Here is a 24386-nt window from a genome sequence, read left to right on the forward strand (position 1 = left end):
TGCTCCTATTATGTCTACGTCATAAATTTCACAAAATCCTCAAGAAACTTTTTATAATGTAACGACCAACCAATTCGCACCCAATTTTTTAATGCTTTTGCATCAGGTTGAGGCCGAAAATCAGCAATACTCTCTCCTTTTGCAATTCCAACTGTATCTACATCGACACGACGATATACATAATCTAAAATGGATGGATTTGCCGCAACCATCATTGTAACGACGTCATGTACTGGACTACCTGTTATTTTCGGGTTTAACTTTTTATATGCTTTATAATAATACGTAAATATCGGCTCGATTAACTTATTAAAACTCGTTTTAGAGTGTTTCGTAATATATTTTACCATTTCCGGTGTAATAATTGCTTCAGATGTAACGTTAAGTGGCACTAATGTCACATTTTTGGCATTTTGCATAACTAATTGTGACGCAATGGGATCACCATGAAAATTCGCCTCTGCGACTGGTGTTACATTGCCAGGCATTAAGAAAGCACCGCCCATTATATAATATTCTTTCACATACTTCATCATCGGCTTTTCTAAAATAAATGCTGTCGCTAATGTTGTTGATCTACCAGCATCGACTATTATTAATTCTCCTTTATATTTTTCAAGAAGATCAAAAAATGTACAAAAAGGCTTTATATTTGGTGAAAAAGTTTTTGGAGGTTTAATTGGCCCTAAACCGTCTGTCCCATGAATTTCTGGATAATACGTCGTAATATCTCCGGATAAAGGAATTTTCGCACCATTAATAACAGGTATATCTTCCCGTCCTGCCATTTGCAATAAATATGCGGCATTACTTGTCGCCTTTTCTTGTGTTACATTTCCATATCCCGTTACTACACCAACAATATCAATATCAGGATGCAACAATCCATACATAATTGCTAAAGAGTCATCAATTCCTGGGTCTCCTAAAAATAACACTTTTTTCATCGACCTCAACTCCATCCCCTCAGTTGTTATTAATTTATGAATAACCGTGGATATACAGAATAAAAAAAGAACAAATTCATAAGAAAAAACGCAGTCTTATAAGGACTACGTTCTTCAGCTAACCTATACTGTTTTTTTTACAGCACTCATACTTCCAATAACATAAGCGATAAACGCAAAACAAATCGGGAAGACAACTGTATGTATACCGAATGGATTTGGATAGAAAAGATGAATACACATATATGAGCCTACCCCAACTAAAATAGACGCAAGCGCTCCTGTAGCATTTCCTTTCCTCCAATATAACCCTAATACGATTGGCCAAATGAATGCTGCTTCTAATCCACCGAAAGAAAATAAATTTAGCCATATTAAAAAATCTGGTGGTTTAATCGCCGCTGCATAAACGAGTAGTCCTACAATACCAGTAATCCATAAACTTCCTTTTTTTATCGTACTGTCTGCTGCATCTTTATTTATGTAATTTACGTATATATCTTTAATAATTGACGAGCTTACAAGTAATAATAAAGAGTTTACTGTAGACATAATCGCTGCCATCGGTGCAGCTAAGAAAACTCCAGCTAACCAAGGAGGTAACACTTCCATCGCAAGTAGCGGCATTACTTTATCTGGTACCGTTATACCTGGAAGTACTACTCTTGCAAATACACCAGTTAAATGCATACCGATCATAATTGTGCCAACGACAACGGTTCCAATTATTAAAGCTTGATGCATCGCTTTTGAATTTTTATAAGACATGGCACGCACGCTAATTTGCGGTAAGCCGACAACGCCAATTCCAATTAAAATCCAAAATGATGTAACATATGATTTCGTTAAACTGCCATCTGCTCCGAATGGTGTAATTAACTTTGGATTAATTTGAACAAGTTCCTGCATAATCTTTTCAATTCCACCACCAGCAATGACAGTAGCAATTAAAATGATTGTCGTTCCAACTAACATAATGATTCCTAATAATGTATCTGATAGAGCAACTGCACGAAATCCACCAATTAATACGTACACAAGTACAGAAAAAGTAAATAAAAATAGTGCTGTTGTATACGATAGACCCGTTAGTGACTCGATTAATCGTCCACCACCGACCCACTGGGCTACTGTCGCTGAAAATAAAAAGATAATAATACATAACGCAGAAAGTATAACAACTGCTTTATTATTGTATCTCCCTTTTAAATAATCGATAAGAGTAATTGCTTCCATCTTCCTAGCGATAATTGCAAACTTTTTACCGATAACCGTTAAAACGATATAGCCTGTTACAACTTGAATCGCAGATAACAGTACCCATCCAAGCCCCATATTGTAAGCAATACCAGGGCCACCAATAAAGCTACTTGCACTACCGTACGTAGCAATCATTGTCATCGCTAATAATAAACCGCCTAGCTCACGCCCACCAAGAAAATATTCTTGTAAAAATTTATTATGAGCAGTTGCTTGCACACGTCTTGAAGCATATACACCAATTAAAAATACAACGATAAACGAAATTATCATTGGAATGATTACATACCAATTCATCTATTATTCCTCACTTTTTTCTTCCTCATCGAGTGAAATATCTTGAAATACAAAACGAACAACTAAACTAAGTAAAATAACCATAACGATAAATCCAACGATACAGCTATAAAAAAACCATGCGGGAAAACCTAATACATATGTATATTCATTCGGATTTTTACTACCAAGCCCATAAGCAAATCCGTACCATATTATAAAATTAATAATAGCAAGTCCAAGACCAATTAACGCTTCTCTATGGGCTATTCGAAAGCGTGGATCATCATGATAATCTTTCATTTTTACCCCTCCTCTCACGATGTATTATTGTACCATTGTTCTTCTAGTTTTTCCTACTAGAAAGCAAAAACAAGCAGGATTTTTTATAATCATATAGAAGCTTCTCTTACATTACATATTTTTTACAATTGTAACACAAATGAAATTTGAATTTTCAGTATTTCTTAATTATGATTTTAATTAGAGGCTTTCCATCTAGTTTCCACATCCTTGATTTCGGAATAAGCGCCGTCTCGTACTGCGTTTACATTATATTTTCAAGGGGGTTATACAAATGAGTCAACTAGCTGTAAATCTTCGTGAAAAGGTAGAGAAATTTCTTCAAGGTACAAAAAAGTTATATGTGAATGGATCTTTCATCGAAAGCGCTTCCGGTAAAACATTTAAAACACCTAACCCAGCAACTGGTGAAACTCTTGCCGTCGTTTCTGAAGCTGGTCGCGAAGATATTCATAAAGCTGTAGTCGCAGCTCGTATGGCTTTTGACGAAGGTCCTTGGTCTCGTATGAGCACCGCTGAGCGAAGCCGTCTCATGTACAAGTTAGCAGATTTAATGGAAGAACATAAAGAAGAGCTTGCACAGCTCGAAACATTAGATAACGGAAAGCCAATCCGTGAAACAATGGCAGCAGACATACCACTTGCAATTGAGCATATGCGCTATTACGCTGGTTGGGCTACGAAAATCGTTGGTCAAACAATTCCTGTTTCCGGTGATTACTTTAACTATACACGCCATGAAGCTGTTGGTGTCGTTGGTCAAATTATCCCTTGGAACTTCCCGCTTCTTATGGCAATGTGGAAAATGGGAGCAGCGCTTGCTACAGGATGTACAATCGTTTTAAAACCTGCAGAACAAACTCCACTATCTGCTCTATACTTAGCTGAATTAATTGAAGAAGCTGGATTCCCGAAAGGTGTTATTAATATCGTACCTGGATTCGGTGAATCAGCTGGACAAGCTCTCGTTAATCATCCACTCGTTGACAAAATTGCATTTACCGGTTCTACTCCTGTCGGTAAACAAATTATGCGACAAGCATCCGAAACATTAAAACGCGTTACACTTGAATTAGGCGGTAAATCACCAAATATCATATTGCCAGATGCTGATTTATCTCGCGCGATTCCTGGTGCACTTTCTGGTGTTATGTTTAACCAAGGACAAGTATGCTCTGCTGGATCACGCTTATTTGTTCCGAAGAAAATGTATGATAATGTCATGGCTGATCTCGTCCTCTATTCTAAAAAACTAAATCAAGGTGTCGGTCTTAACCCTGAAACAACAATTGGCCCTCTCGTTTCCGAAGAACAACAAAAACGTGTAATGGGCTACATTGAAAAAGGGATTGAAGAAGGCGCTGAAGTACTTTGCGGAGGAAGTAATCCATTCGATCAAGGCTACTTCGTTTCTCCTACAGTATTCGCTGACGTAAATGATGAAATGACGATCGCAAAAGAAGAAATTTTCGGTCCAGTTATTTCTGCAATACCGTTTAACGATATTGACGAAGTAATTGAACGTGCAAATAAATCACAATTCGGCTTAGCGGCTGGTGTGTGGACAGAAAATGTTAAAACAGCACACTATGTTGCAAGTAAAGTACGTGCAGGTACAGTATGGGTAAACTGTTATAACGTCTTTGATGCAGCATCTCCATTTGGAGGATTTAAACAATCTGGTCTTGGCCGTGAAATGGGATCTTACGCATTAAATAACTATACAGAAGTAAAGAGCGTTTGGCTTAACTTAAATTAATGAGAAAGAACCTGACCTACCTGGTCAGGTTCTTTTCATTATGTATTCCTTTAAACTTGCAGTCCTCCGCTCACATTTAATACTTCACCTGTAATATAAGATGCGTATTCTGATGCTAAAAAGGCTGCTGCGTTCGCAATATCTTCTGGCGTTCCAATTCTACCAACTGGAATAGCGCCAACCATCTTTTCTTTCACTTTATTTGGTATCGTTTTGGTCATATCTGTATCCATAAACCCCGGACAAATCGCATTACAAGTAATACCGAAACTTCCAACTTCTTTCGCTGCTGTTTTCGTTAATCCTACAACTCCTGCCTTTGTAGCCGCATAATTTGCTTGACCTATGTTTCCTTCTCTACTAATTGAAGATATATTAATAATGCGTCCATACCCTTGTTGTCTCATGTAAAGAAGCGCGGGTTGCATACAATAAAAAACTCCAGTTAAATTCACTTGTAATACTTGTTCCCAAGCAGACTTCTCCATTTTATGTAACATTGCGTCTCTTGTAATTCCAGCATTATTCACCAAAATATGTAATGTACCAAATTTTTGAACCGCATATTCAATTAACGACTTTGCTTCATTTTGATTACTCACATCACATCGATATGAGCACACTTCATATCCTTCATCTGATAACTCATGTGTCGTTTTTTGTAGATTCTCTTCATTTACATCGCTAATTAATACTTTCGCCCCTAGTTTTGCATAAACCCTTGCAATCTCTTTTCCAATTCCCTGTGCAGCTCCTGTTACAACAGCTGTTTTCCCATTTAAAAACTCCATTCCTATCCCCCATTTCTATTACTTATACTGTATATTTCGGCTCCTTGCTTTCCAATTCCTCTTTGTATAAAAAAGTCTATTTGTGTCAAACTAACTTTGCAACGTCGCATAAACGCAAGGAGATTGTGTCGAATGAACAAAAAGAATTTCAAACAAAGCAAAGCAACGGATGGCATTGATGTTGAGTTCTCTCGCGAACTTGCTGACCACAATGACTTAGAAGCAAACGCACGTGCAAATGCCGCTGATGCACGTCAAAAGCGCCAATCAACCGAAAAATAAGGTACATCACAACCTTATTCTTTTCAAAAGGGACCTACTACCCAACAAAATAAACCGAGAGACATCTCTCGGTTTATTTTCTATATTTTTTTGCATAATGAGCCAAAGTAAGCAACGGATATATATGAGCATAACTATGATAACGAATATAAAACCCACCTGGTAAACCTGTTCCAGTAGGATATTTTTCATTTATATAAGAGTTGGAGAGCAAATATGAAATACCTTTTCGAATAACTGGCGTTTCTTTATCATAGTAAGAAATGAGGGCATCTAACGCCCATGCTGTTTGGGATGGTGTACTAAATGGCAAAGTAACAAATCTTTTTTCCACACTACTTTGGCAAGATTCTCCCCAGCCACCATCTTCATGCTGTATATGTTCAAGCCATAAAGCTGCTCGTTTCACTGATGGATCGCTAGATGGTATTCCTAGTGACCGTAAACCAGTCAACACTGCCCACGTACCATATATATAACAAATTCCCCATTTCCCATACCACGATCCATTTTCCTCTTGTACATTCATTAACCAATTTATCGCACTTTGTTTTTGTTTCTCGGGCAATTCATTTTGCGTATACGTTCCGAAAAATTCTAATACTCTTCCTGTAATATCTGGTGTAGAAGGATCTGTAATCATATCACTTGCATTTTCGATTGGTAAATTTGCTAATATACGGCTCGTTACCCCTTTTTCAAAAGCCCCCCAACCACCATCATTATTTTGCAATCCTTTAACCCAATTAACCGCTCGCTTCCAAGCAGTGTCTACATTTTCGTTCCCTCTACTTCGCGCCAATGCTCTTAACGCAGCAGTTGTATCATCAATATCTGGAATCGTCGTATTCACATCCGAAAAGCCCCAACCACCTGGGAAGAGATCCGGTGCATGTACACTCCAATCTACTTTCTTCGTTTGCTGTTTTCTTAATAAATATGCTGATGCATTGTGAATCACTTTACTTGCTTTCGGAACTTGAGCTTCTTGCAAAGCATAACTGAGTAAAGCTGTATCCCATACAGTTGATGGAGAGTTTTGCAAATGGCTCCCTCTCTCCATCTTCCATATATAAGATGTGATTCCCGTTATAGCTTTTTGAATAATTGGTGATTGAATAGAATGTCCTAATGCAAGTAAAGCATAAATCATATAAAACGAGGCAGTTGCGTAGCTATATAATGTTCCATTTTCATCAATACGCCCTTTCATAAAACGTTCTACTTCCTCATATCCTTTATGATGCAAAGAAAGTGGATACGTTATAATTTTCTTCACGTCACTTACTAACGTTTGAAAAACTGGAGACCGATCCTCCCGAAACCATTCTCCGCCCCCGCCTGCAATGTGATTTAAATTTGGCAATAACTTTTTCCCTACTCGGAATCTTTTATTTAAACACAACATCATCGGAATTAAATGAATACGTGCTGAGCTACTCAGTTCAAAAATACTGAGAGGGGAATCATTCTGCAGAAACATAATTGGTGTTGGCAAATGAAAGAGAGAAGGATATTCATATTCTCCATGAATCGCTAATAAAAACTTCGTCATAAAATGAGCACGCGCTACCCCACCGCGCTCATTTATAAACATTTCCGCTCGCTTCATATTCGCATCTTCTTTTGTATATTTTTCCGATGCAAGTAAGGCAGCATAAGATTGAATTGTAGCAGATAAATTACCACCCACTTCATCTTCATACAATTTCCATGTTCCTTCATTTGTTTGGAGTGATGCTAATCTTTTTACAAACGGTTCTATCTCTTTATCTTTACCTAATAATTTTAATAAAAAAATCATATGACAATCTGTTAGTGGCGCTCCTTCAAAACAAAACCGCCACGTACCATCTTGCCGTTGCATTGTTTGAAGTGCAGTTGTTCTTCTCGCTATTTCTTCATGCACTTTTTCATATAATAACAAGTTGCTCACCCACCCTTTCGAAATCCGTATAACGATATTCAAAAAGGTAGCTGAATATGTATAAAAACAAAGAAAAGCAGAACATATAAAATGTTCTGCTCATAAACAATACCCTACTCCGACAATAATCCCTAATAAAGCACCGACTACTACTTCATACGGTGTATGCCCAACAAGTTCATTTAACTTCTTATATTCTGTTTCTCTACCGTGAAAAAAATCATTCAATATTTTTGCTTGTTTACTTACTGCAAGCCTTACTCCTGAAGCATCATACATAACAATAATGGCAAAAATAGTAGCAACCGCAAACATCGAGCTTTCCACACCTTCTACTACCCCAACTCCTGTAGCAAGTGCTGTAACAGTTGAAGCATGAGAACTCGGCATCCCACCTGAAGCGAAAAACTTTGCAAAATCAAATTCACCCGTTTTGACTAATTTAAAGACTACTTTCGTTAATTGTGCTAAAAACCATGAAATTACAGCGGCCATAAGCGGATCATTATGTAAAATTGTTTCCATGTTCTCAGCTCCCTACTAGCTATGATGGAAATCCTATATAGTATCAGTATAAAGAAAAATGCGTAGAAAATACTACGCATTATGATACTTTTGCTGATTTATTTTTTATAAATTTCGGTTGTTTCTGCACTAAAAACTTTGTCTTCGCTACCGAGAATACAAATAAAGCAACCCATATACAGAAAAATGCAATCATATGTGTAGATGTGAAATGTTCACCAAATACAAATACACCTAAAATTAAGCTAATTGTTGGCGCAATATATTGTAAAAATCCCACCATATAAAGCGGAATAAGTTGTGCTCCTTTTGCAAAATAAAATAGTGGTAATGCCGTTACAATACCTGCTCCTATTAAAAGTAACGTTGATAACATTGAAATAGATCCAAATGAGCCGAAACCATGTGCTCCTGTCATAACAAGATAAATGATTGCAAACGGCGTCACTAACATCGTTTCCATCGTAAGTCCAATTGTGGCATCATAGTTTAACAGTTTTTTCGTTAATCCGTATAATCCAAATGAAAAGGCAAGTGAAAGAGAAACCCACGGAATAGATCCGAAACGTACTGTTAAAATGACAACCCCTACTCCTGCTAAACCAACTGCAACATATTGCCAAAAGTTTAACTTTTCCTTTAAAACGACTGTACCAAGTAAAATACTAATAAGCGGATTAATATAATAGCCAAGACTCGCTTCAATAACATGATTATGATTAACGGCCCATATGTAAACAAACCAGTTTCCGCTAATCAAGACTGAAGCTATTGTTAATGACATTAATAATTTAGGTCGTTTAAAAAGATTCACAAATTCCCCAATAAACTGGCGAAACCTCTTCGTAACACCTAATACGAGTAACATAAAAACAAATGCCCAAACGATGCGGTGTGCTAATATTTCATCTGCTGGAACTTCCTCAACCCATTTCCAATAAATCGGTAGAATTCCCCACATCGTATAAGCACCAGCCGCATATAGTATCCCTTTTTTTTGCTCTGCTGATTGACTCCCCATCTTCCTTTTTCTCCTCTTCTCATTTTTTCTCCATTATACGGTCTCACATGCTCACTTTACCAATAATCAATCTGCATTTCTTTCGACATTTCTCATACAACGAATAATAAACATACCGTTATTACAACAAGTAACGGTATGCCGAAAACAAATTTCTTTTTATGAGTTTTATGATGAAACATATACATGCCGATCCAAGCTCCAACTGCTCCTCCAGCTGCCGCCGATAAAAACAAAGTACTTTCTGGCGTTCTCCACTGTTTCTTCTTTGCTTTTCGTTTATCAAGCCCCATAAGGCTAAAAGCTATAACGTTAATAATAAGAAAATAAATCCATTTCATCGCTTTCTCTCCTTATGAAAAATTCGATTAATAGTAACACGAAAAAACGACGGAAACAACTGAAGAACTCTTTTTATCCAACTAGTTTCATTCCTTTTTCTTAATTAGCTACCTTCATATTTACATAACCAACTAAAATCGCAGTTAAAGCATTTAATATAGAAAAATGTTATGAGCAGAATCTTATATTTCATTACATTCATCCACTACCATATCATCAAAAAAATTGCTCTCAATCACTTTCTCATCAAAACGAAGAACTACAATTAGCCCTACATATAAAGAAACAAAATTTAGAAACCATTCCCCATTCTCATCTTTCTTAGCTAAGCATTTAAATATCTCTTGAAATTGCCCCCGCTCGTCTACAGCAACAATGGGACGTACACCAAAATATTTCAATACAAGATTCAGCTTCAGCTGTACGGATAATGATAAAATATATTTTAATAGCTTCGTGTACTCTGCACTATCTTTTTGACTATACAACTTCACAAGCTTTGGATGTAAATTCGAAATCGATAATTCCTCGTCAGTCATTCTAGTTACTTCTATCGTTTCAATCATCTTTTTCATATCCATCACATTCACCCCTTCTGAAAAAATTCTAAAGCCAAAGAGTACTTAATTCAAAATGTACAACAATTGTGCGTTTCTCGTCTCTCGTTCTTCCTCACTGACTAAATCATACTTTTTTAGGAGGTGAAAAACATCATTTAATAATTTCTGCGAATGAATACCTTGCAAAAAACTCTTTAACTCTTTAAAGATCCCTTCAGGTAAAAAATTCTTTTGACTTTCAAGCTTATTCATCACATCTTCAATAGAATGATCAATGTTACATGCCATACTAAACTTCCCCCTCTATCCTCTATAAATAATATCCTCAGCTAACGATGTAAACACTTCTCCAACAAGAGAATCGTCATCATATACAGATGAACCATTATTTTCTTCACGTTTTGCAAAAGGTATCTTGGCAATTACTTCTGCTTGCAATTGTTCTGCAAGCATTTCGCCGCCGCCTTTTCCGAAGAGATAATTTTTCGATCCATCTTGCTCTTCATAATAAGCCATATTTTCCACAATACCTAAAATCTCATGCTTCGTATGTTTTGCCATTACACCGACTCTTGAAGCAACGAATGAAGCTACATTGTGCGGAGTTGTAACAATTATTTCTTTCGCTTGCGGAATCATCGCTGCAACATCAATCGCAACATCTCCTGTACCTGGTGGTAAATCAAGTAATAAATAATCTAATTCTCCCCAGTGCGTATTCGCAAGGAAATTTTGAATCCATTTATTTAGCATCGGTCCGCGCCACATAACTGGGTTATTTCCTTCTGTAAAAAATCCCATCGACATGATTTTAACACCGTGACTAATGACTGGAATTGCCGTTTGATCAATCATCGTTGGTTTCGTATTCGTTTCCATCATAGCTGGAATACTAAAACCATATATATCTGCATCTAATATCCCCACTTTCTTGCCCATACGAGCTAGTGCAGTTGCAAGATTAATTGTCACCGTTGATTTTCCAACTCCGCCTTTTCCACTCGTTACAGTAATAAAACGTACTCCTGAATCCGGGCGAAGCATGCTCGGCATACCAGTTTTTGTTCTAGTATTTTTCTTTAACTTCTCTGTTAAAGCTGCACGTTCTTCTTGTGTCATAGAACCAAATGTTACATCCACTTTAGAAGCACCAATTGCGTGAAGTGATTCTTCAATATCTTGTTGAATTTTTGCTTTTAACGGACAACCTTGGATTGTTAGTACTACTTCAAGTTTAACCTCTGTTCCGTTCATTTGTACATTTCTAACCATATTTAATTCTACAACACTTTTGTGTAACTCTGGGTCCTCTACATGTTTTAATGCATTCATTATTTGTTCTTGAGTAAGCATGGAACTCATCCCTTCTCTTATTCTAATTTATATACAACATCTTCTTGGCGCTTCATCTGGTGAAAAAGCTTATTACCCGCCGCTAACGGGCGGGATTAATGCGACTATATCTCCAGCCTTTATCATCTCTTCATTCATTACAAGCTCCTCATTAACAGCCACCATCACTTTATCCAGCGATTGTAAACAATAGCTGACTTTGAGCCATTCTTTTAATTGCTGCACTGTCATTTCTTGCTTTTCTGAAATTACTAATCGATCCGATCCAACTTCCTCACGCAAATTTGCAAATAATAAAATTGTAATCATTTTCTCATTCTTCCTTCTTTGGTTTTCCTTCTGGATATGGTGTGTTTTCAAGTTGATCTCCAATCCACATCGTTCCATCTTCCCAAAATTCTTTTTTCCAAATTGGAACAATTCGTTTTATACGTTCAATCGCGTACTCATTCGCTTCATAAGCTACTTTACGATGCGGTGATGAAACTGCAATGACTACCGCAATATCCATTATTTCTAGCCGCCCTACACGGTGCGTAATTGCTACTTTTGCATCCGGCCATCTTTCACTAATCTCTTCACCAATTCTCATAAGTTGTTTTACTGCCATCGGTTTATATGCTTCATACTCTAAATGTAGCGTTCGTTTTCCTTTTGTTAATTCTCTCACCGTACCAATGAATGTTGTAATCGCACCTGCTTCCCTTCTTGCGACTTTATTCGTTACTTCTTCAACTAAAATCGGATTATCTACAATTTCAAATAGCGCTTGTCTCATTAGAACCACCTCTCACTTTATGAAATGTCCAAGGCCATTCACTACCTTCGTTATCTTCTAATAATAGAACATCAACAAACATATCTTTTTTATATCCTCTTGTCCCGCCCGGCAATACGATAAACGCATTTGATTCTGCCAATGAAGAAACTGAGCTAGATTTATCAAACCCTGATGGATAAGCGATTAATTTCCCCTCATCATATTGCAATTTTGCTCGTACAAATCTTGTAAATGGATTCGGTTTTAGAAAATCTTCTCCTAATAACGCTTTTTCTCTTTTTAAATGTACTTTTTCACTAAACATATACGTCCGAATACACGGTCTTACGAATAATTCAAACCCTACGTAACAAGCGGATGGATTTCCTGATAAACCAAATAATAACTTGCCATTTAATTGTGCTACAGTCGTAACACTTCCTGGTCGCATTGCAACTTTATTAAAAAGAACAGATGCACCTAACTTTTCGTAAATAGCTGGTAAATAATCATAATCTCCTACTGATACACCGCCCGTTGTAATTAACATATCTACTTGGCCAAGCGCTTCTTTCACAGCTGTAAAACACGTATTAAAATCATCACTAAACTTCCCAAAATATTTTACTCTGCCGCCCGCTCTTCGAATTTGAGACAATATCATATACGTATTACTGTTTCGGATTTTCCCTGGCTGTAATGAATCATCGACATCAAGCAATTCACTCCCAGTCGCTAACAGTCCAATTACAGGCTTTCTCGCAACTGGCACTTCACTATAACCGAATGTAGCAAGAAGAGCTGAAATACCTGGATTAATGTACGAGCCTTTCTTTGCAAGAACCGTTCCTTTACGAGCATCTTCACCTTGAAAAGAAATATTGTCGCCCGTTTTGAATGATCGCTTCACTTCCATATAATTGTTGCCATTCTTCTCATATTGACGAGTCAGCTCTAACATAACAACCGCATCACACTCATTCGGAATTTGTGCTCCCGTCATAATTCGAACTGCTTGAAACGGACCTACTTTCTCATGGAATAGCGATCCTGCACCAATTTCACCCACTACTTCAAATACAATTGGCGTTTTATAACTTGCTAAATTAGTATCTTCTGCTCGAATAGCAAATCCGTCATACGGCGAACGATTAAATGACGGTACATCATGGTCAGCTACTAAATCCTCCGCTAATATACGTCCATAAGCTAATTCAATTGGTAATAGCTCCTTTAAGCCTTTATCAGCAAATCCCAGCACTTTACGAACAGCTTCTTCAACCGTAATTGGCACTCTTCTTTCCATTGTTGACACCCTCTCTATTAACCGAATACGCGATAATATAGTTGTTTCGCTTTCGAAATATCATTTGTACCATGAATAAAAACACGACCATCTCGAAAAACAACCACGCGGTAATCATCGAATTGGCAAGATAGTAAATACGGATTCCGATCTACTTTTCCCAGTTTTTTTAATACTTTTTCTATATCATCAAAATTGTATTTCCTATTGTCTACTGTTCTAATTTGAACTGTATTTCTTCCGCATAAAACAGCTGCTTTCGTTTGATTTTCGTATGATAAATAAGGATAAGTTCGATTCAAACCGCATGAGAGACAAGCGTCTGTTTTTATTTTCCCTAATTTTATAAAATGATTTTGATTACTCCATATATCAAACATGAAAAATGTTTTTCTAATTGCTGAGAAATCTTCCACTAAAATTTTGAGCGCTTCTGCCACTTGATATGCTGCGACGATTTGAACAGTCGGGCTAATAATCCCAGCAGTATCACACGTCACACCTGTAACAGGGATATTTTTCAGCATACAATGTAAACACGGTGTCTCTTGCGGAATAATTATATAACTCATACCATATGATCCAACGCAAGAACCATATACCCACGGAATATTATGTTTTTGTGATAAATCATTTATTACAAATCGAATATCAAAATTATCTGTTGCATCAATGATTACATCTACATTTTTTAATAGACCTTCCATATTTTCTGAAGTTGCATCCATTACGAAAGCATGTATTTGTACTTCCGAATTAATTTGTTCTAGCCGATTTTTTGCAGCAATTGCTTTCGGCATTTTCTCTCTCGCATCTTGTTCAGAGTACAATTGTTGCCTTTGTAAATTACTCCATTCAACGTAGTCACGATCGATAATCGTCAACTTGCCAACACCTGCACGTACGAAACTTTCGGCACTTGCACTTCCTAATGCGCCTGCCCCTACAATTAACACATGTTTATTTCGAATTTTTTCTTGTCCTTTACTCCCAATTGGTTTGAACAACTGTTGTCGTGAATACCGATCAGCCATTACATACCCTTCCTCTCAAGAACTCTATTTCATATTAGAATGTTGTTTCTGATAACAAGCAAAGTAAGCAAAACCAACAAACCCAGCTCCTCCAATTACATTTCCGATAAAAACAGGAACAAAATTTTTAGCCAGATCCATCCACGTTAGATGACCAGCAAAAATAACAGCGGAAATGACAAACATATTTGCTACTACTTGCTGAAATCCAATCACTACAAATGCCATAATTGGAATCCAAATTCCGATGATTTTCCCGACAAAATCACTCGTCCCGTAAGCGAGCCAAAGAGCAAGACAAACGAGCCAATTACAACCAATTGCTAAAATCAAAGTTCTCCCAAATGATTCATGTAACTTCCCTTCCGCTATCGCTACCGTTTTATTTAAATACTCTCCCTCTGTTAATCCGCCAAGATGTCCAAAGCAATACGCAACGAAAATTGCTCCAATAAAGTTCATGAGAGTAATCCAAACCCAGTTATTCAGTACACTTATCAATGTAATTTTCTTTGCATAAAGCGCCATAGACAGTGACATCATATTTCCCGTAATTAATTCTCCTCCTGCTAATACTACGAGCATGAGTCCAACAGGAAATACTGCTCCTCCTAAAACATTCACTAGACTTCCCCAGCGCTCAGGTAAATTCCCTAAAACTCGAATGTTAAGTAAAAAACCTATCGCAATAAACGCTCCTCCTAAAAAACCGAGAATAAGCATCGCTGGCAATGTCTGTCTTACTTTTTGAACACCGGCCTCAATGACAAGCTCAGCAATTTGTTCCGGCTTATGAAATGCCATTACCCATTCCTCCATTTTCTCTAAATAAAAAAGCAGCTTCAAAAAACCTTCTCAAAATAAAGGTTTTTGAATGCTGCTTAATTTCTCTGCACATCTTTTACAGAGATATCAATCATCACTTTTACTATAAAATAGAAAATCCACAACTCTTGTAAATTTTCCATTTTTCACTATGACGCTAGCTTTATATATTAACCACCGATATGTGACATTTCAATTTTAGGTATTGTTTTCTTATTTGTATGATTTAAGCGTTCATCTGAATAACGCTCTTCCCTATTATTCCATATATCGCGTACTACATCTGTAATGTCCTCATCTGTATGTTCAGAACGAAGCAATTCTCTTAAATCACTTCCTTTAGAAGCAAATAAGCAAGTATATAATTTTCCTTCTGCAGAAATACGAGCTCTCGTACATGATGAGCAAAAAGAATCTGTTACTGATGAAATAATACCTATTTCCTCATCGCTTCCTATATAATGATACCTAGTAGCCACTTCACCAGAATAATTTGCTTCTATCCGTTCTAACGGCATAACTTGATGAATCGTATCTACTATTTCTTGTTTAGAGACGACCTCTTTTAAATCCCAACCATTATAATTTCCAACATCCATATACTCAATAAAACGAAGAATATGCTTATTTTCCTTAAAATATTGCGCCATCTGCAAAATGTCCTGTTCGTTTTTTCCCTTTTGAACGACCATGTTTATTTTAATTTTCATTCCAACTTCAGCTGCAGCCTGTATTCCTTCCAGAACCCTTTGCACTTTGCTCTTATTACCATTTAAATAGAAAAACCGCTCTTCTTCTAAGGAATCTAAGCTAACTGTTACACGTGATAGTCCCGCCTTATATAAATCAGGAGCAAACTTTTTAAGTAACGATCCATTGGTTGTTAAACCGATATCTTCTACACCATCAATTTTATTAAGGCGCTCAATAAGCTTTGGAAGCCCTCTTCGAAGTAACGGTTCTCCGCCTGTAATCCGTAATTTTCTCACACCTAAAGAAACGAAAATACGTGTTATCCTTTCAATTTCATCAAAAGATAAAATTTTATCATTAGACAAAAACGAGTAATCAGGACCAAATATTTCTTCTGGCATACAATATCGGCAGCGAAAATTACAGCGATCAGTAACTGAAATACGTAAATCCTTTAACGGACGTTGCAACTTGTCTAATGTAACTGATTTCATCTTCATTGCCTCACTTTTATTTTATATTTAAAACACGTTCTGGATGGGTATATACATTTAAGGAGTGATTACGAATAAATCCTATTGTCGTAATACCTAAATCTTCCGCTAGTTGCAAAGCTAACTCAGTTGGAGCTGATTTTGATAGTATAATTTCACAACCGATTTTTGCAACTTTCAATAATATTTCCGAAGAAATACGACCACTAAAAACAATGATTTTATCTTTTATAGAAATATCGTTTCTTAAACAATAACCGTAAATTTTGTCTAGTGCATTATGCCTACCAATATCCATTCGGCTTAAAATAATACCATTCACATCACATAAAGTTGCATTATGAACCCCACCAGTACGATGAAACGTATCCGCAGATTGCTGCATTTCTTTCATTAACCGAAAACAATCATCGGCAGCAACCTGTACATGGACACCCTTCATTTTTTTTGCACTTAGTGCATCATTTGCAAAAACAAACCCTTGCCTACTCATACCACAACAAGACGTAATATAGCGTTTATTTTGCATTTGTTCATAATACGGATTTACTTTTGTCGTTGTTACATGCACAAATCCTTCTTTCTCCTGCACCCATACACTATCAATATCTTCATACTTCCGAATGATTCCTTCAGACGCTAAGAAGCCTATTACCATATCTTCTATATATTCTGGAGTACTAACCATTGTAACAAACTCCTGTCCGTTCATTTTAATGGTAACAGGAAACTCTGTTACAATGCTGTCCTCTATATGTTTAAATGCTCCTTGTTCATAACGAAAGATTTCTCTTTCTACCTGTATCGATTTCACGATCAGTATCCTTCTCTCACGTTATATTTTTATCAAAAACAAATACAGAAACTGCAATATCTTCTTCTACTTTCATATCTGAAAACAAATTCACTAATTTCGCTCCAACAAGTTCCTCCAAATGTTCACGGGAATTCGCAGCATACACTTCTTGAATCATTTTCGTTCTAGCCATATGAACCATTTCCGCACCGTCCATCGTACTTGAAATAAATTTTTCAGTAGGTGTTAAGTTTCCATAAAGAGTCGCTATAGCCATATTTTCCGCAAAAACAGTATGAATTCGTTCTGGTCCTTTTCCGAAAAGTTCCTTTCGAAGTTTTCGTATCATATCATTAAATTCATGTACTTTTTTTGACATACAATTATACCTCCCAAAAGCCTCATTTTACTCTATTATATATTTTACCAAAATGAGCCTTCCGCCCAAACTATTTCCTACAAATATTTGGGCGGAAAGGTTCACTTCATGAAGTTTATTCGTCTTTTAACCCTTTCCCCATACCTTTTAAGAAATGAAGCCCAAACCCGATAGCACGGTTAATATCTGGGTCTTTCAATACTTTCATAAGATCGAATATCCCTACTTTTTTACTACTTTCTAGATGTTCATTACCTTCTTCTAGCCCGACTAATAAACTACCTATAAGCTTTTTCGTAAGTTCTGGGTCAAGTTCAGTTAACGCACCTGCAGCGCCCATCATATTATTAATTAAATTTGTAACAGGCTCACGAGTTACTTGACCTAGAACAATTTTCGCAATTGGTTCTTTCGCTTTTAGCATTGAATTTGCAGCTTCTAGCATTCCAATGTCATTTAATTCCCCTACTATATTAAACACCTGATTTAGAGCTTCTTCATTATTAGTTAGAAGCTCTTTTAAATCATCTAACTTTTGCTGTTTTATTTCTTCCTCAGTTAATTCTTGTTTTTGAATCATTTTTATAGGTGCAGCCATAGTTTTCTCCTCCTACTTATCCGTTAAATGCACATACCCTGGACGTGCCCACTTACGATGTACCTCAATTCCAGCTTGAGGGTGACGTTTTTTATTGCGTGGGTTCGCTTTTGGCATCGGATTTTCGCCATCAACTTCTAATACTTCCATACGTACTTTTGTTTGTTTATACGCAGGTGTATTCGTACGTACATCCACAGCAGGACCTGTTAAGAAATTAATTGCCGTTTCGTTATCTGTAGAGTTCATCGGTAAATATAACTCATTCGCTTTTACACGATCTGTAACGAGTGCACGTAATTTTAATGCTCCAAAAGGAGAGACAAGACGAACTAACGAACCTGTTTTTACGCCACGTTCTTTTGCAAGGTCTGGAGAGATTTCAACGAAAACACCAGGTACTTTCGTTTGAATACCTGTTGATTTATTTGTCATATTCCCTTCATGGAAATGCTCAAGCATACGACCGTTGTTAATGTGAAGGTCAAACTCAGCTGGAAATTCAGCTGGACGTACCCAGTCAGCAATCGCAAAACGAGCTTTTTTATCTGGGAAGTTAAATCCGTCTTGGAACAGAAGTGGTGTATTCGTTCCAAGACGGATTTAACTTCCCCAATGGAAACTGTTCCATCCTTCAAGCACTTCATAGTTCGCTTGCGAGAACAATGGTGATAAACTTGCCATCTCAGCAAAGATTTCACTTGGGTGGCTATAATTCCAGTTTGCACCTAGTTTATTCGCAACTTCCTGGACGATCCACCAGTCTGGTTTCGCATCTCCTAGCGTAGGAAGAACTTGATATAATCTTTGGACACGGCGCTCTGTATTTGTGAAAGTACCTTCTTTCTCAAGAGATGGCGCTGCTGGTAATACAACATCTGCATATTGAGCAGTTTTAGAAAGGAAAACATCTTGCACAACGAAGAAATCAAGGCTCGATAACACTTCATGTACATGATTTGCATTAGAATCTACAAGAGCCATATCTTCTCCTACAAGATACATTGCTTTCATTTTTCCTTCGTCAATTGCGTGAAGCATTTCGATATTATTAAGACCTGGTTCACTATCAATTTTCACTCCGTAAGCAGTTTCAAATTTCGCACGTTCCATTTCGTTAGTAACGTGCTGATATCCTGGAAGCCATCCTGGTAAAGTCCCCATATCACAAGCACCTTGTACGTTATTGTGGCCTCGAAGTGGGTATGCACCTGCTCCTGGACGACGATAGTTCCCTGTTGCAAGAAGTAAGTTTGAAATTGCAGCGGAAGTATCAGAACCACCTGTATTTTGCGTTACCCCCATACCCCAAAGGATACATGTACCATCTGCATCACGAATCATTTCAGCCATTTGAATAAGTGTTTCTTTTGAAATGCCTGTTACTTCTTCTGCATATTCAAGTGTATATTCCTCTAGGCTTTCTTTGAAATCTTCAAAGAAGTTTACATTCTCATTAATGAATTCCTGATCATGCCAACCTTGATCGATCATATATTTCGTAACAGCCATTAACCAAACTTGATCTGTTCCTTGTTTTGGACTAATAAAGACATCTGATCGCTCTGCCATTTCGGTTTTACGAAGATCAGCTACAATTAACTTTTGTCCGTGTAATTTATGTGCACGTTTAATACGTGTAGCTAGAACAGGATGACCTTCTGTCGGATTACATCCTACAATAATAACAAGACCAGATTGCGCAATATCTTTAATCGTTCCGGCATCACCGCCCATACCAATTGTACGGAACAAACCATCCGTTGCTGGTGATTGGCAATAACGTGAGCAGTTATCAATATTATTCGTTCCAAATACTTGTCGAGCTAATTTTTGAATTACATAATTGTCTTCATTTGTAATTTTAGAGGAAGAAATGAATCCGATAGAACCTTTACCGTACTCTTCTTTAATAGCGCCTAATTTATTTGCAACTACATTCAGTGCTTCTTCCCATGTAGATTCAACAAACGTTCCATTTTTACGAATTAAAGGTTTTGTTATTCGTTCTTTAGAATTTACGAAATCCCAACCAAATTTCCCTTTTACACAAGTGGAAATTGCGTTAACTGGTGCATCTGAAGATGGCTGTACTTTAAGAATTTTACGCCCCTTCGTCCACACTTCAAACGAACAACCTACACCACAAAATGTACATACTGTTTTCGTTTTCTTCGTACGAGTATCACGCATGGCCGCTTCCACTTCTGATACCGCAAAAATACCGCTATATCCAGGCTCAACTTCTTTAATTAAATCTACCATCGGTTCAAGAATATCTGGTTTTAATCCCGTCATAAATAAATTACAAAACCTTATTCTCTTAAAAGCGCATAAAACCGCTATATTACGCAATTTTGCACTATATCCAAATTTATAAATAGCAACATATTTCTGGTTATTTATGACCAATTTGTTACCGCAAAAATTCAAAATGAAACTAATAAAAAATAAAAGAGCACAGCGTGTTAATAAAGTGTACCACCACTTTATTAACCGTTCGCCTAACGTAACTAGGCAAACACCTGCTGTAACTCTTTATGTACCTTATTTTATCGTACATAAGGGTTCCTCCGCAACAGTTTGCTTACATTTTGTGGCATACTGTTGCTTTTTTATTTCCAAAGGAGACGAGCCCTTATGAAAAAACTAACTGCCTATAATGCAGATGTTCAAAAATATATGCAACGAAATCGTTTAAGCACGCAAAAGAAATATGAGATTATGGATACTTTGAGAAAACGTGTCGATGATACGAATCAAAGCTTCGAAAGTTTATTTCCTTCTCGCTCTAAACGAAAAGATGTAATGGATCATATTATTTATTTACTTTCTGGAAATGGTATATGCAAGATTTCCGCTGAAACACTAGCAGATAAGGCTGACTGTTCTGTAAGAACTGTGACCGATACTGTTCGTGCATTAAAACAAACAGGTGAAATCCTAGTCGCTGGATTAGCTGATGGTAAGAATAAATATGTATTTGTATTAAAAATGCACCCTAATTTCACAACAATCATGAAAGAAGTATTTTACATAGATGCCAACCAAATTGCTGAACGAACTGCCGAGCAGGTTGCCGAACAGAAAAACTCTGAAACCGTTGAGGCTGTAAGCCTGAAAGACGAAAAAACGAGTTCTAACTATAATAACTCTATTAACTCTTTTAATTCTTTAAAACAAGAAAAAAATAATGATAAAGTATCCTTAATGGAATCCATTGAAATTGAGCTAAAAGAAGTGCAAAACGATGCACAAAAAGAATTCGAAAGAATCCATACGTATTTTGTGAATGAATACCAAGAAATGATGTACCACACAATCAAAGCTGGAACATATCACCCTGCTTTAAAAATCAATGCATCGATTATCGGTCTACGTGTAGGTAGCAATTGTGATGAAAACCTATTTCGTCTTGCATTCAATGCGCTAGGGAAAATTGATAGGTTCTTAAAAAACAACGGTATTCTTACAGACAGTATACAAGCCTTATTTACGAAAGTTTATACGACTAACATCAAACTATCTAGAATTCCTAAAAAAACTAATATAGGTCCTTCTGATGTACATAACCAAGAATCATCCTTCATTTTTTACAATTGGCTAAATGATACTGGCTCAAAAGAGCCGTCCACAAAGACAATAGACGGCTCTCTTGCTCCAGGTGTGTATTACAAAATATCTAAAGAAGAAGCTGATGAAATGGGGTTATATTGAATAGAGCAGATGTCCTGATTTCACTTTACAATTCAGGTATAACATGTACTTTTGTATATACACCTTGTTGCACAGCGAATTGTTCTAATGTCTTTTGCCTGTATGATGTGAGCGTAAAAAAGTGAATAATAGGGACTTTCCCGTTATATTTGTTTTTATAATACACAGTGAATTCACCGTACCGATTCATTTTTTCAGCGTTTATATTCATCGTCTGTTTACGATCAATTTCTACAGCGTTTAATATCCCGTCGTCATCTCGGAATTTCACATCAGAAATAATCGTTTTCTTTCGGTCATTTACTTTATAACGGATGGGTGCTTCTATTTGCCAGTCATCAGGACAAAACAGATAAAGCCATGCTTCGTTTCTCATAAGACTATGCGCTAACCGACTATTGGGTATAACTTTCTCATTATCATCAAATAGCTCTCTACCCTTTTTATTTAGGTAATATACATGTTCTTTTTTATACACTGTACTATTCACGAATGAGCTTAAACCCTTTAATATACGGTTTGCATTTCTTATGCCACCTAAATCATGTATAGCCATTAAATGCCTACGTGTAGCAAATTTCAGCTTTCTAATCGAGGTCAGAATCATCATTTGTCTGTTGATTTTGATATGTGTCTGGATGTTCATCTTTCTTCACCTCATATTGTTTTAGTACATCCCACATCTTTTCATTCGTAATATAAGGAACTTGCACTTCAGTCAATCGATCAGTCTTAAAAATCGCACGCCCTGGAATGCTGTGTATGGTTTCAAGCCCTGGTTCATCTATAACAACTTGTGAAGCTGTTGCTGTTGGCAACCTGAAGCCTAGCTTCGCATCTGAATTCTGTTTCACTTGGCGTGGTAACGTATCCCCAGTTGGATACTGTGTACAGAAAATTAGTCTAAACCCTAATGCTCCACCTATACGCGCTATATGAGACAGCATTTGTTGGCAAGCTCCTAATAACTTTTGTTGTTCTCTATTCATACTTTTATCAGGACAAAGTTCTGCGCCTTCATCCACGATAATAAAATAGCGTTCTTTTATATTTGTTTCTACCACATTGGTATAATGGTGTCCTTTCATAAAAAGCATTTTTTCTTCCATCCTTTTTAAAATCATACTCAATACTTGAAAGGCCTCAATTGGCTTTTCCGCAATAGATTCTACCTGTTTTACGTTCGTGTAAGGTCCAAACTCCAATCCACCCTTTAAATCAATAATGTAAAAGTGAACATGCTCTGGATTAGCTACAGTAAGTGAAGTGAATACATTCTTTAAAAACACCGTTTTTCCCATCCTCGTTAGTCCACCTAAAGTCATGTGCGGTGTTTTATCAAAGTCATGACAAATTAACTCTTCTAAACTTTGCCCGATTGGTACACGCCATTTGCGCTCTTGAATTAAATTCGTTGACCATTCCCATCTCGTAGGTATTTCTTTATGGAATACTCGAATATTCAATTCATAATTATCATACTGGATTCGAACGGGTTTATTTAGTCCTTCAGAAACAACGTCCTCGACCTTCTGGATGATTTTACTTGGCATACCAACAGGTAAAGTGTAAATGTATGTTGTACTGCGATCATCAATATTTTTCTTTTGAAATTTTGGATAATGTAGCTTTTCTTCTTTTTTGATTGCGATTCCAGACACTTCAAAGAATACTTGTATCTTGCGTTTATCATCATCTTTACGTTTGAGCTTATCACTTACCAAGGCATATCCAAATGAAGCAACGGGTATTAACAATAATTCAAGCATTGATGAACACTCCTTATATATCCTATAAGGATATAGTTGCATTTTTTTGGAAGATAACAGGACGAGCATTTTTGCTTGTGAGTTCTATTGTCCCTCTCTTCCACATCGTATTCCTTCATAGAAACATAACGAGAATATAACGTAGAAGATATAAGAACGAGCCCGTAAGCGTCGTATACAAGGTTATACGTGGAAGCCAATGTGGAACACTCTTCCCCATTTTTTCAGCTGCACTCATCGCAATTACAGACAAGCCTGTTGCCGTCCAAATAATGACTGCTTCTCCTGCAAGTGTCATAGCCATTCCTCCTCAACCAGTTCCTCTTTCTCACGAAATTTAATCCCTGATTTGGTAGCTACAATTTGATACCGCTCCATTAAATCTTGCCAATTCAATATATCTTCCTCTTCTCCATATAAATCTTCTTCAATAACTTGCGATAAGCTGAAATACCCTTTGTACTCTTTGTTATCAAATACTTCATGGTTCCTCATGTGAGTAAGAATGGATTCCGTCTCTTTTCTGGATCTTGACTCGTTATACATGTGACGTAGTTCTTTTGATGAATATAAATACGGTGTTGCATTGAGGTAACTATACTGAGAACGCATATAATCCTCTCCTCCGTTGATATCTACAGTACCATTTGGAATTCCAAGTAGATTTCT

General features: G+C 36.8%; 27 protein-coding genes and 1 pseudogene. 3 read left to right on the forward strand and 25 right to left on the reverse strand.

The window, feature by feature from the left end; translation table 11 throughout:
• Positions 1–14: 14 nt before the first annotated feature.
• The 3 genes from V6946_RS18490 to V6946_RS18500 all read right to left on the reverse strand — a co-directional run bounded on the left by V6946_RS18490 (position 15) and on the right by V6946_RS18500 (position 2786).
• The gene (locus tag V6946_RS18490; protein WP_000756457.1) at positions 15–947 is read right to left on the reverse strand and encodes a nucleoside hydrolase; all 933 of its coding nucleotides are present in this window, start codon (positions 945–947) and stop codon (positions 15–17) included.
• 123 nt (positions 948–1070) lie between these two features.
• Positions 1071–2504, reverse strand: coding sequence for a sodium/pantothenate symporter (panF, locus tag V6946_RS18495; RefSeq protein ID WP_001104820.1), 1434 nt, complete (start codon positions 2502–2504; stop codon positions 1071–1073).
• A 3-nt stretch (positions 2505–2507) separates the two neighbouring features.
• Positions 2508–2786, reverse strand: coding sequence for a YhdT family protein (locus V6946_RS18500; protein WP_000656239.1), 279 nt, complete (start codon positions 2784–2786; stop codon positions 2508–2510).
• A gap of 274 nt (positions 2787–3060) precedes the next feature.
• Between V6946_RS18500 and dhaS the strand changes: the two genes are divergently transcribed.
• Positions 3061–4545 carry an aldehyde dehydrogenase DhaS gene (gene dhaS, locus V6946_RS18505; RefSeq protein ID WP_006922610.1) on the forward strand — a complete coding sequence of 495 codons (1485 nt, stop codon included), beginning with the start codon at positions 3061–3063 and terminating at the stop codon, positions 4543–4545.
• 50 nt (positions 4546–4595) lie between these two features.
• On the opposite strand, the gene fabG is transcribed toward dhaS, so the two are convergent.
• Positions 4596–5336: a 3-oxoacyl-ACP reductase FabG gene (fabG, locus tag V6946_RS18510; protein WP_000395036.1), complete on the reverse strand. Its 741-nt coding sequence runs from the start codon at positions 5334–5336 to the stop codon at positions 4596–4598.
• 132 nt (positions 5337–5468) lie between these two features.
• On the opposite strand from fabG, the gene V6946_RS18515 reads away from it, so the two are divergent.
• A complete protein-coding gene (locus V6946_RS18515) occupies positions 5469–5618 on the forward strand; it encodes a YfhD family protein (protein WP_001035815.1) in 150 nt (49 codons plus the stop codon).
• A gap of 73 nt (positions 5619–5691) precedes the next feature.
• On the opposite strand, the gene V6946_RS18520 is transcribed toward V6946_RS18515, so the two are convergent.
• From V6946_RS18520 to fdhF, 17 genes and pseudogenes are all read right to left on the reverse strand, one after another.
• Positions 5692–7545 (reverse strand): prenyltransferase/squalene oxidase repeat-containing protein, encoded by a 1854-nt coding sequence (locus tag V6946_RS18520; RefSeq protein WP_006922609.1) that lies wholly within the window; start codon positions 7543–7545, stop codon positions 5692–5694.
• Between the two features lie 99 nt (positions 7546–7644).
• The gene (locus V6946_RS18525) at positions 7645–8070 is read right to left on the reverse strand and encodes a divergent PAP2 family protein (protein ID WP_000447820.1); all 426 of its coding nucleotides are present in this window, start codon (positions 8068–8070) and stop codon (positions 7645–7647) included.
• Positions 8071–8149: 79 nt separating this feature from the next.
• Entirely contained in the window at positions 8150–9091 is a 942-nt protein-coding gene (gene rarD, locus V6946_RS18530; protein ID WP_000535541.1) for an EamA family transporter RarD, read from the reverse strand.
• Positions 9092–9183: 92 nt separating this feature from the next.
• Complete coding sequence (locus V6946_RS18535; RefSeq protein WP_000871349.1) at positions 9184–9432, reverse strand: DUF1294 domain-containing protein; 249 nt, start codon at positions 9430–9432, stop codon at positions 9184–9186.
• 183 nt (positions 9433–9615) lie between these two features.
• Complete coding sequence (locus tag V6946_RS18540; protein ID WP_366981678.1) at positions 9616–10014, reverse strand: hypothetical protein; 399 nt, start codon at positions 10012–10014, stop codon at positions 9616–9618.
• Positions 10015–10056: 42 nt separating this feature from the next.
• Positions 10057–10281 (reverse strand): hypothetical protein, encoded by a 225-nt coding sequence (locus V6946_RS18545; protein WP_000752375.1) that lies wholly within the window; start codon positions 10279–10281, stop codon positions 10057–10059.
• Between the two features lie 15 nt (positions 10282–10296).
• Positions 10297–11346 (reverse strand): P-loop NTPase, encoded by a 1050-nt coding sequence (locus tag V6946_RS18550; protein WP_366981677.1) that lies wholly within the window; start codon positions 11344–11346, stop codon positions 10297–10299.
• Between the two features lie 72 nt (positions 11347–11418).
• On the reverse strand, positions 11419–11655 hold the full coding sequence (gene moaD / locus V6946_RS18555) for a molybdopterin converting factor subunit 1 (protein WP_000628503.1): 237 nt from the start codon (positions 11653–11655) through the stop codon (positions 11419–11421).
• A 4-nt stretch (positions 11656–11659) separates the two neighbouring features.
• Complete coding sequence (gene moaE, locus V6946_RS18560; RefSeq protein WP_001248111.1) at positions 11660–12124, reverse strand: molybdopterin synthase catalytic subunit MoaE; 465 nt, start codon at positions 12122–12124, stop codon at positions 11660–11662.
• Positions 12105–13412 (reverse strand): gephyrin-like molybdotransferase Glp, encoded by a 1308-nt coding sequence (gene glp, locus V6946_RS18565; RefSeq protein WP_406622086.1) that lies wholly within the window; start codon positions 13410–13412, stop codon positions 12105–12107. The genes moaE and glp overlap by 20 nt, the downstream gene beginning before the upstream one ends.
• A gap of 17 nt (positions 13413–13429) precedes the next feature.
• A complete protein-coding gene (locus V6946_RS18570) occupies positions 13430–14446 on the reverse strand; it encodes a molybdopterin-synthase adenylyltransferase MoeB (protein ID WP_000785260.1) in 1017 nt (338 codons plus the stop codon).
• 24 nt (positions 14447–14470) lie between these two features.
• Positions 14471–15250, reverse strand: a complete 780-nt coding sequence (locus V6946_RS18575) for a formate/nitrite transporter family protein (RefSeq protein ID WP_000863998.1) — start codon at positions 15248–15250, stop codon at positions 14471–14473.
• A 191-nt stretch (positions 15251–15441) separates the two neighbouring features.
• Positions 15442–16458, reverse strand: coding sequence for a GTP 3',8-cyclase MoaA (gene moaA, locus V6946_RS18580; protein ID WP_366981676.1), 1017 nt, complete (start codon positions 16456–16458; stop codon positions 15442–15444).
• Positions 16459–16474: 16 nt separating this feature from the next.
• A complete protein-coding gene (gene fdhD / locus V6946_RS18585) occupies positions 16475–17272 on the reverse strand; it encodes a formate dehydrogenase accessory sulfurtransferase FdhD (RefSeq protein ID WP_006922606.1) in 798 nt (265 codons plus the stop codon).
• Between the two features lie 16 nt (positions 17273–17288).
• On the reverse strand, positions 17289–17633 hold the full coding sequence (locus V6946_RS18590; protein WP_000039582.1) for a DUF2294 domain-containing protein: 345 nt from the start codon (positions 17631–17633) through the stop codon (positions 17289–17291).
• Between the two features lie 115 nt (positions 17634–17748).
• Complete coding sequence (locus V6946_RS18595; protein WP_006922604.1) at positions 17749–18231, reverse strand: DUF1641 domain-containing protein; 483 nt, start codon at positions 18229–18231, stop codon at positions 17749–17751.
• A 12-nt stretch (positions 18232–18243) separates the two neighbouring features.
• A pseudogene (fdhF, locus tag V6946_RS18600) lies at positions 18244–20532 on the reverse strand (formate dehydrogenase subunit alpha); the annotation flags it as partial.
• A gap of 339 nt (positions 20533–20871) precedes the next feature.
• On the opposite strand from fdhF, the gene V6946_RS18605 reads away from it, so the two are divergent.
• Positions 20872–21948 carry a cytosolic protein gene (locus V6946_RS18605; RefSeq protein WP_366981675.1) on the forward strand — a complete coding sequence of 359 codons (1077 nt, stop codon included), beginning with the start codon at positions 20872–20874 and terminating at the stop codon, positions 21946–21948.
• A 25-nt stretch (positions 21949–21973) separates the two neighbouring features.
• Here V6946_RS18605 and V6946_RS18610 read toward each other — a convergent pair whose 3' ends face one another.
• The 4 genes from V6946_RS18610 to V6946_RS18625 form a co-directional block, all read right to left on the reverse strand.
• Positions 21974–22594: a replication-relaxation family protein gene (locus V6946_RS18610; protein WP_270729147.1), complete on the reverse strand. Its 621-nt coding sequence runs from the start codon at positions 22592–22594 to the stop codon at positions 21974–21976.
• Positions 22536–23717 carry an FtsK/SpoIIIE domain-containing protein gene (locus tag V6946_RS18615; protein ID WP_366981674.1) on the reverse strand — a complete coding sequence of 394 codons (1182 nt, stop codon included), beginning with the start codon at positions 23715–23717 and terminating at the stop codon, positions 22536–22538. The genes V6946_RS18610 and V6946_RS18615 overlap by 59 nt, the downstream gene beginning before the upstream one ends.
• 115 nt (positions 23718–23832) lie before the next feature.
• Positions 23833–24015, reverse strand: a complete 183-nt coding sequence (locus tag V6946_RS18620; RefSeq protein WP_366981673.1) for a hypothetical protein — start codon at positions 24013–24015, stop codon at positions 23833–23835.
• On the reverse strand, positions 24012–24329 hold the full coding sequence (locus V6946_RS18625; protein ID WP_001257567.1) for a hypothetical protein: 318 nt from the start codon (positions 24327–24329) through the stop codon (positions 24012–24014). Before V6946_RS18625 ends, V6946_RS18620 begins: the two co-directional genes overlap by 4 nt.
• Positions 24330–24386: the final 57 nt, after the last annotated feature.

The organism is Bacillus sp. PPSBB_2, from assembly GCF_045291115.1.
GTDB lineage: Bacteria > Bacillota > Bacilli > Bacillales > Bacillaceae_G > Bacillus_A > Bacillus_A cereus.

What these genes read in the sequence shown, in the direction of transcription:
- V6946_RS18490 (WP_000756457.1), bottom strand. Translation starts at nt 947, where the DNA reads ATGAAAAAAGTGTTATTTTTAGGAGACCCAGGAATTGATGACTCTTTA.
- panF (WP_001104820.1), bottom strand. Translation starts at nt 2,504, where the DNA reads ATGAATTGGTATGTAATCATTCCAATGATAATTTCGTTTATCGTTGTA.
- V6946_RS18500 (WP_000656239.1), bottom strand. Translation starts at nt 2,786, where the DNA reads ATGAAAGATTATCATGATGATCCACGCTTTCGAATAGCCCATAGAGAA.
- dhaS (WP_006922610.1), top strand. Translation starts at nt 3,061, where the DNA reads ATGAGTCAACTAGCTGTAAATCTTCGTGAAAAGGTAGAGAAATTTCTT.
- fabG (WP_000395036.1), bottom strand. Translation starts at nt 5,336, where the DNA reads ATGGAGTTTTTAAATGGGAAAACAGCTGTTGTAACAGGAGCTGCACAG.
- V6946_RS18515 (WP_001035815.1), top strand. Translation starts at nt 5,469, where the DNA reads ATGAACAAAAAGAATTTCAAACAAAGCAAAGCAACGGATGGCATTGAT.
- V6946_RS18525 (WP_000447820.1), bottom strand. Translation starts at nt 8,070, where the DNA reads ATGGAAACAATTTTACATAATGATCCGCTTATGGCCGCTGTAATTTCA.
- rarD (WP_000535541.1), bottom strand. Translation starts at nt 9,091, where the DNA reads ATGGGGAGTCAATCAGCAGAGCAAAAAAAAGGGATACTATATGCGGCT.
- V6946_RS18535 (WP_000871349.1), bottom strand. Translation starts at nt 9,432, where the DNA reads ATGAAATGGATTTATTTTCTTATTATTAACGTTATAGCTTTTAGCCTT.
- V6946_RS18540 (WP_366981678.1), bottom strand. Translation starts at nt 10,014, where the DNA reads ATGGATATGAAAAAGATGATTGAAACGATAGAAGTAACTAGAATGACT.
- V6946_RS18545 (WP_000752375.1), bottom strand. Translation starts at nt 10,281, where the DNA reads ATGGCATGTAACATTGATCATTCTATTGAAGATGTGATGAATAAGCTT.
- V6946_RS18550 (WP_366981677.1), bottom strand. Translation starts at nt 11,346, where the DNA reads ATGCTTACTCAAGAACAAATAATGAATGCATTAAAACATGTAGAGGAC.
- moaD (WP_000628503.1), bottom strand. Translation starts at nt 11,655, where the DNA reads ATGATTACAATTTTATTATTTGCAAATTTGCGTGAGGAAGTTGGATCG.
- moaE (WP_001248111.1), bottom strand. Translation starts at nt 12,124, where the DNA reads ATGAGACAAGCGCTATTTGAAATTGTAGATAATCCGATTTTAGTTGAA.
- glp (WP_406622086.1), bottom strand. Translation starts at nt 13,412, where the DNA reads ATGGAAAGAAGAGTGCCAATTACGGTTGAAGAAGCTGTTCGTAAAGTG.
- V6946_RS18570 (WP_000785260.1), bottom strand. Translation starts at nt 14,446, where the DNA reads ATGGCTGATCGGTATTCACGACAACAGTTGTTCAAACCAATTGGGAGT.
- V6946_RS18575 (WP_000863998.1), bottom strand. Translation starts at nt 15,250, where the DNA reads ATGGCATTTCATAAGCCGGAACAAATTGCTGAGCTTGTCATTGAGGCC.
- moaA (WP_366981676.1), bottom strand. Translation starts at nt 16,458, where the DNA reads ATGAAATCAGTTACATTAGACAAGTTGCAACGTCCGTTAAAGGATTTA.
- V6946_RS18590 (WP_000039582.1), bottom strand. Translation starts at nt 17,633, where the DNA reads ATGTCAAAAAAAGTACATGAATTTAATGATATGATACGAAAACTTCGA.
- V6946_RS18595 (WP_006922604.1), bottom strand. Translation starts at nt 18,231, where the DNA reads ATGGCTGCACCTATAAAAATGATTCAAAAACAAGAATTAACTGAGGAA.
- V6946_RS18605 (WP_366981675.1), top strand. Translation starts at nt 20,872, where the DNA reads ATGAAAAAACTAACTGCCTATAATGCAGATGTTCAAAAATATATGCAA.
- V6946_RS18610 (WP_270729147.1), bottom strand. Translation starts at nt 22,594, where the DNA reads ATGAACATCCAGACACATATCAAAATCAACAGACAAATGATGATTCTG.
- V6946_RS18615 (WP_366981674.1), bottom strand. Translation starts at nt 23,717, where the DNA reads ATGCTTGAATTATTGTTAATACCCGTTGCTTCATTTGGATATGCCTTG.
- V6946_RS18620 (WP_366981673.1), bottom strand. Translation starts at nt 24,015, where the DNA reads ATGACACTTGCAGGAGAAGCAGTCATTATTTGGACGGCAACAGGCTTG.
- V6946_RS18625 (WP_001257567.1), bottom strand. Translation starts at nt 24,329, where the DNA reads ATGCGTTCTCAGTATAGTTACCTCAATGCAACACCGTATTTATATTCA.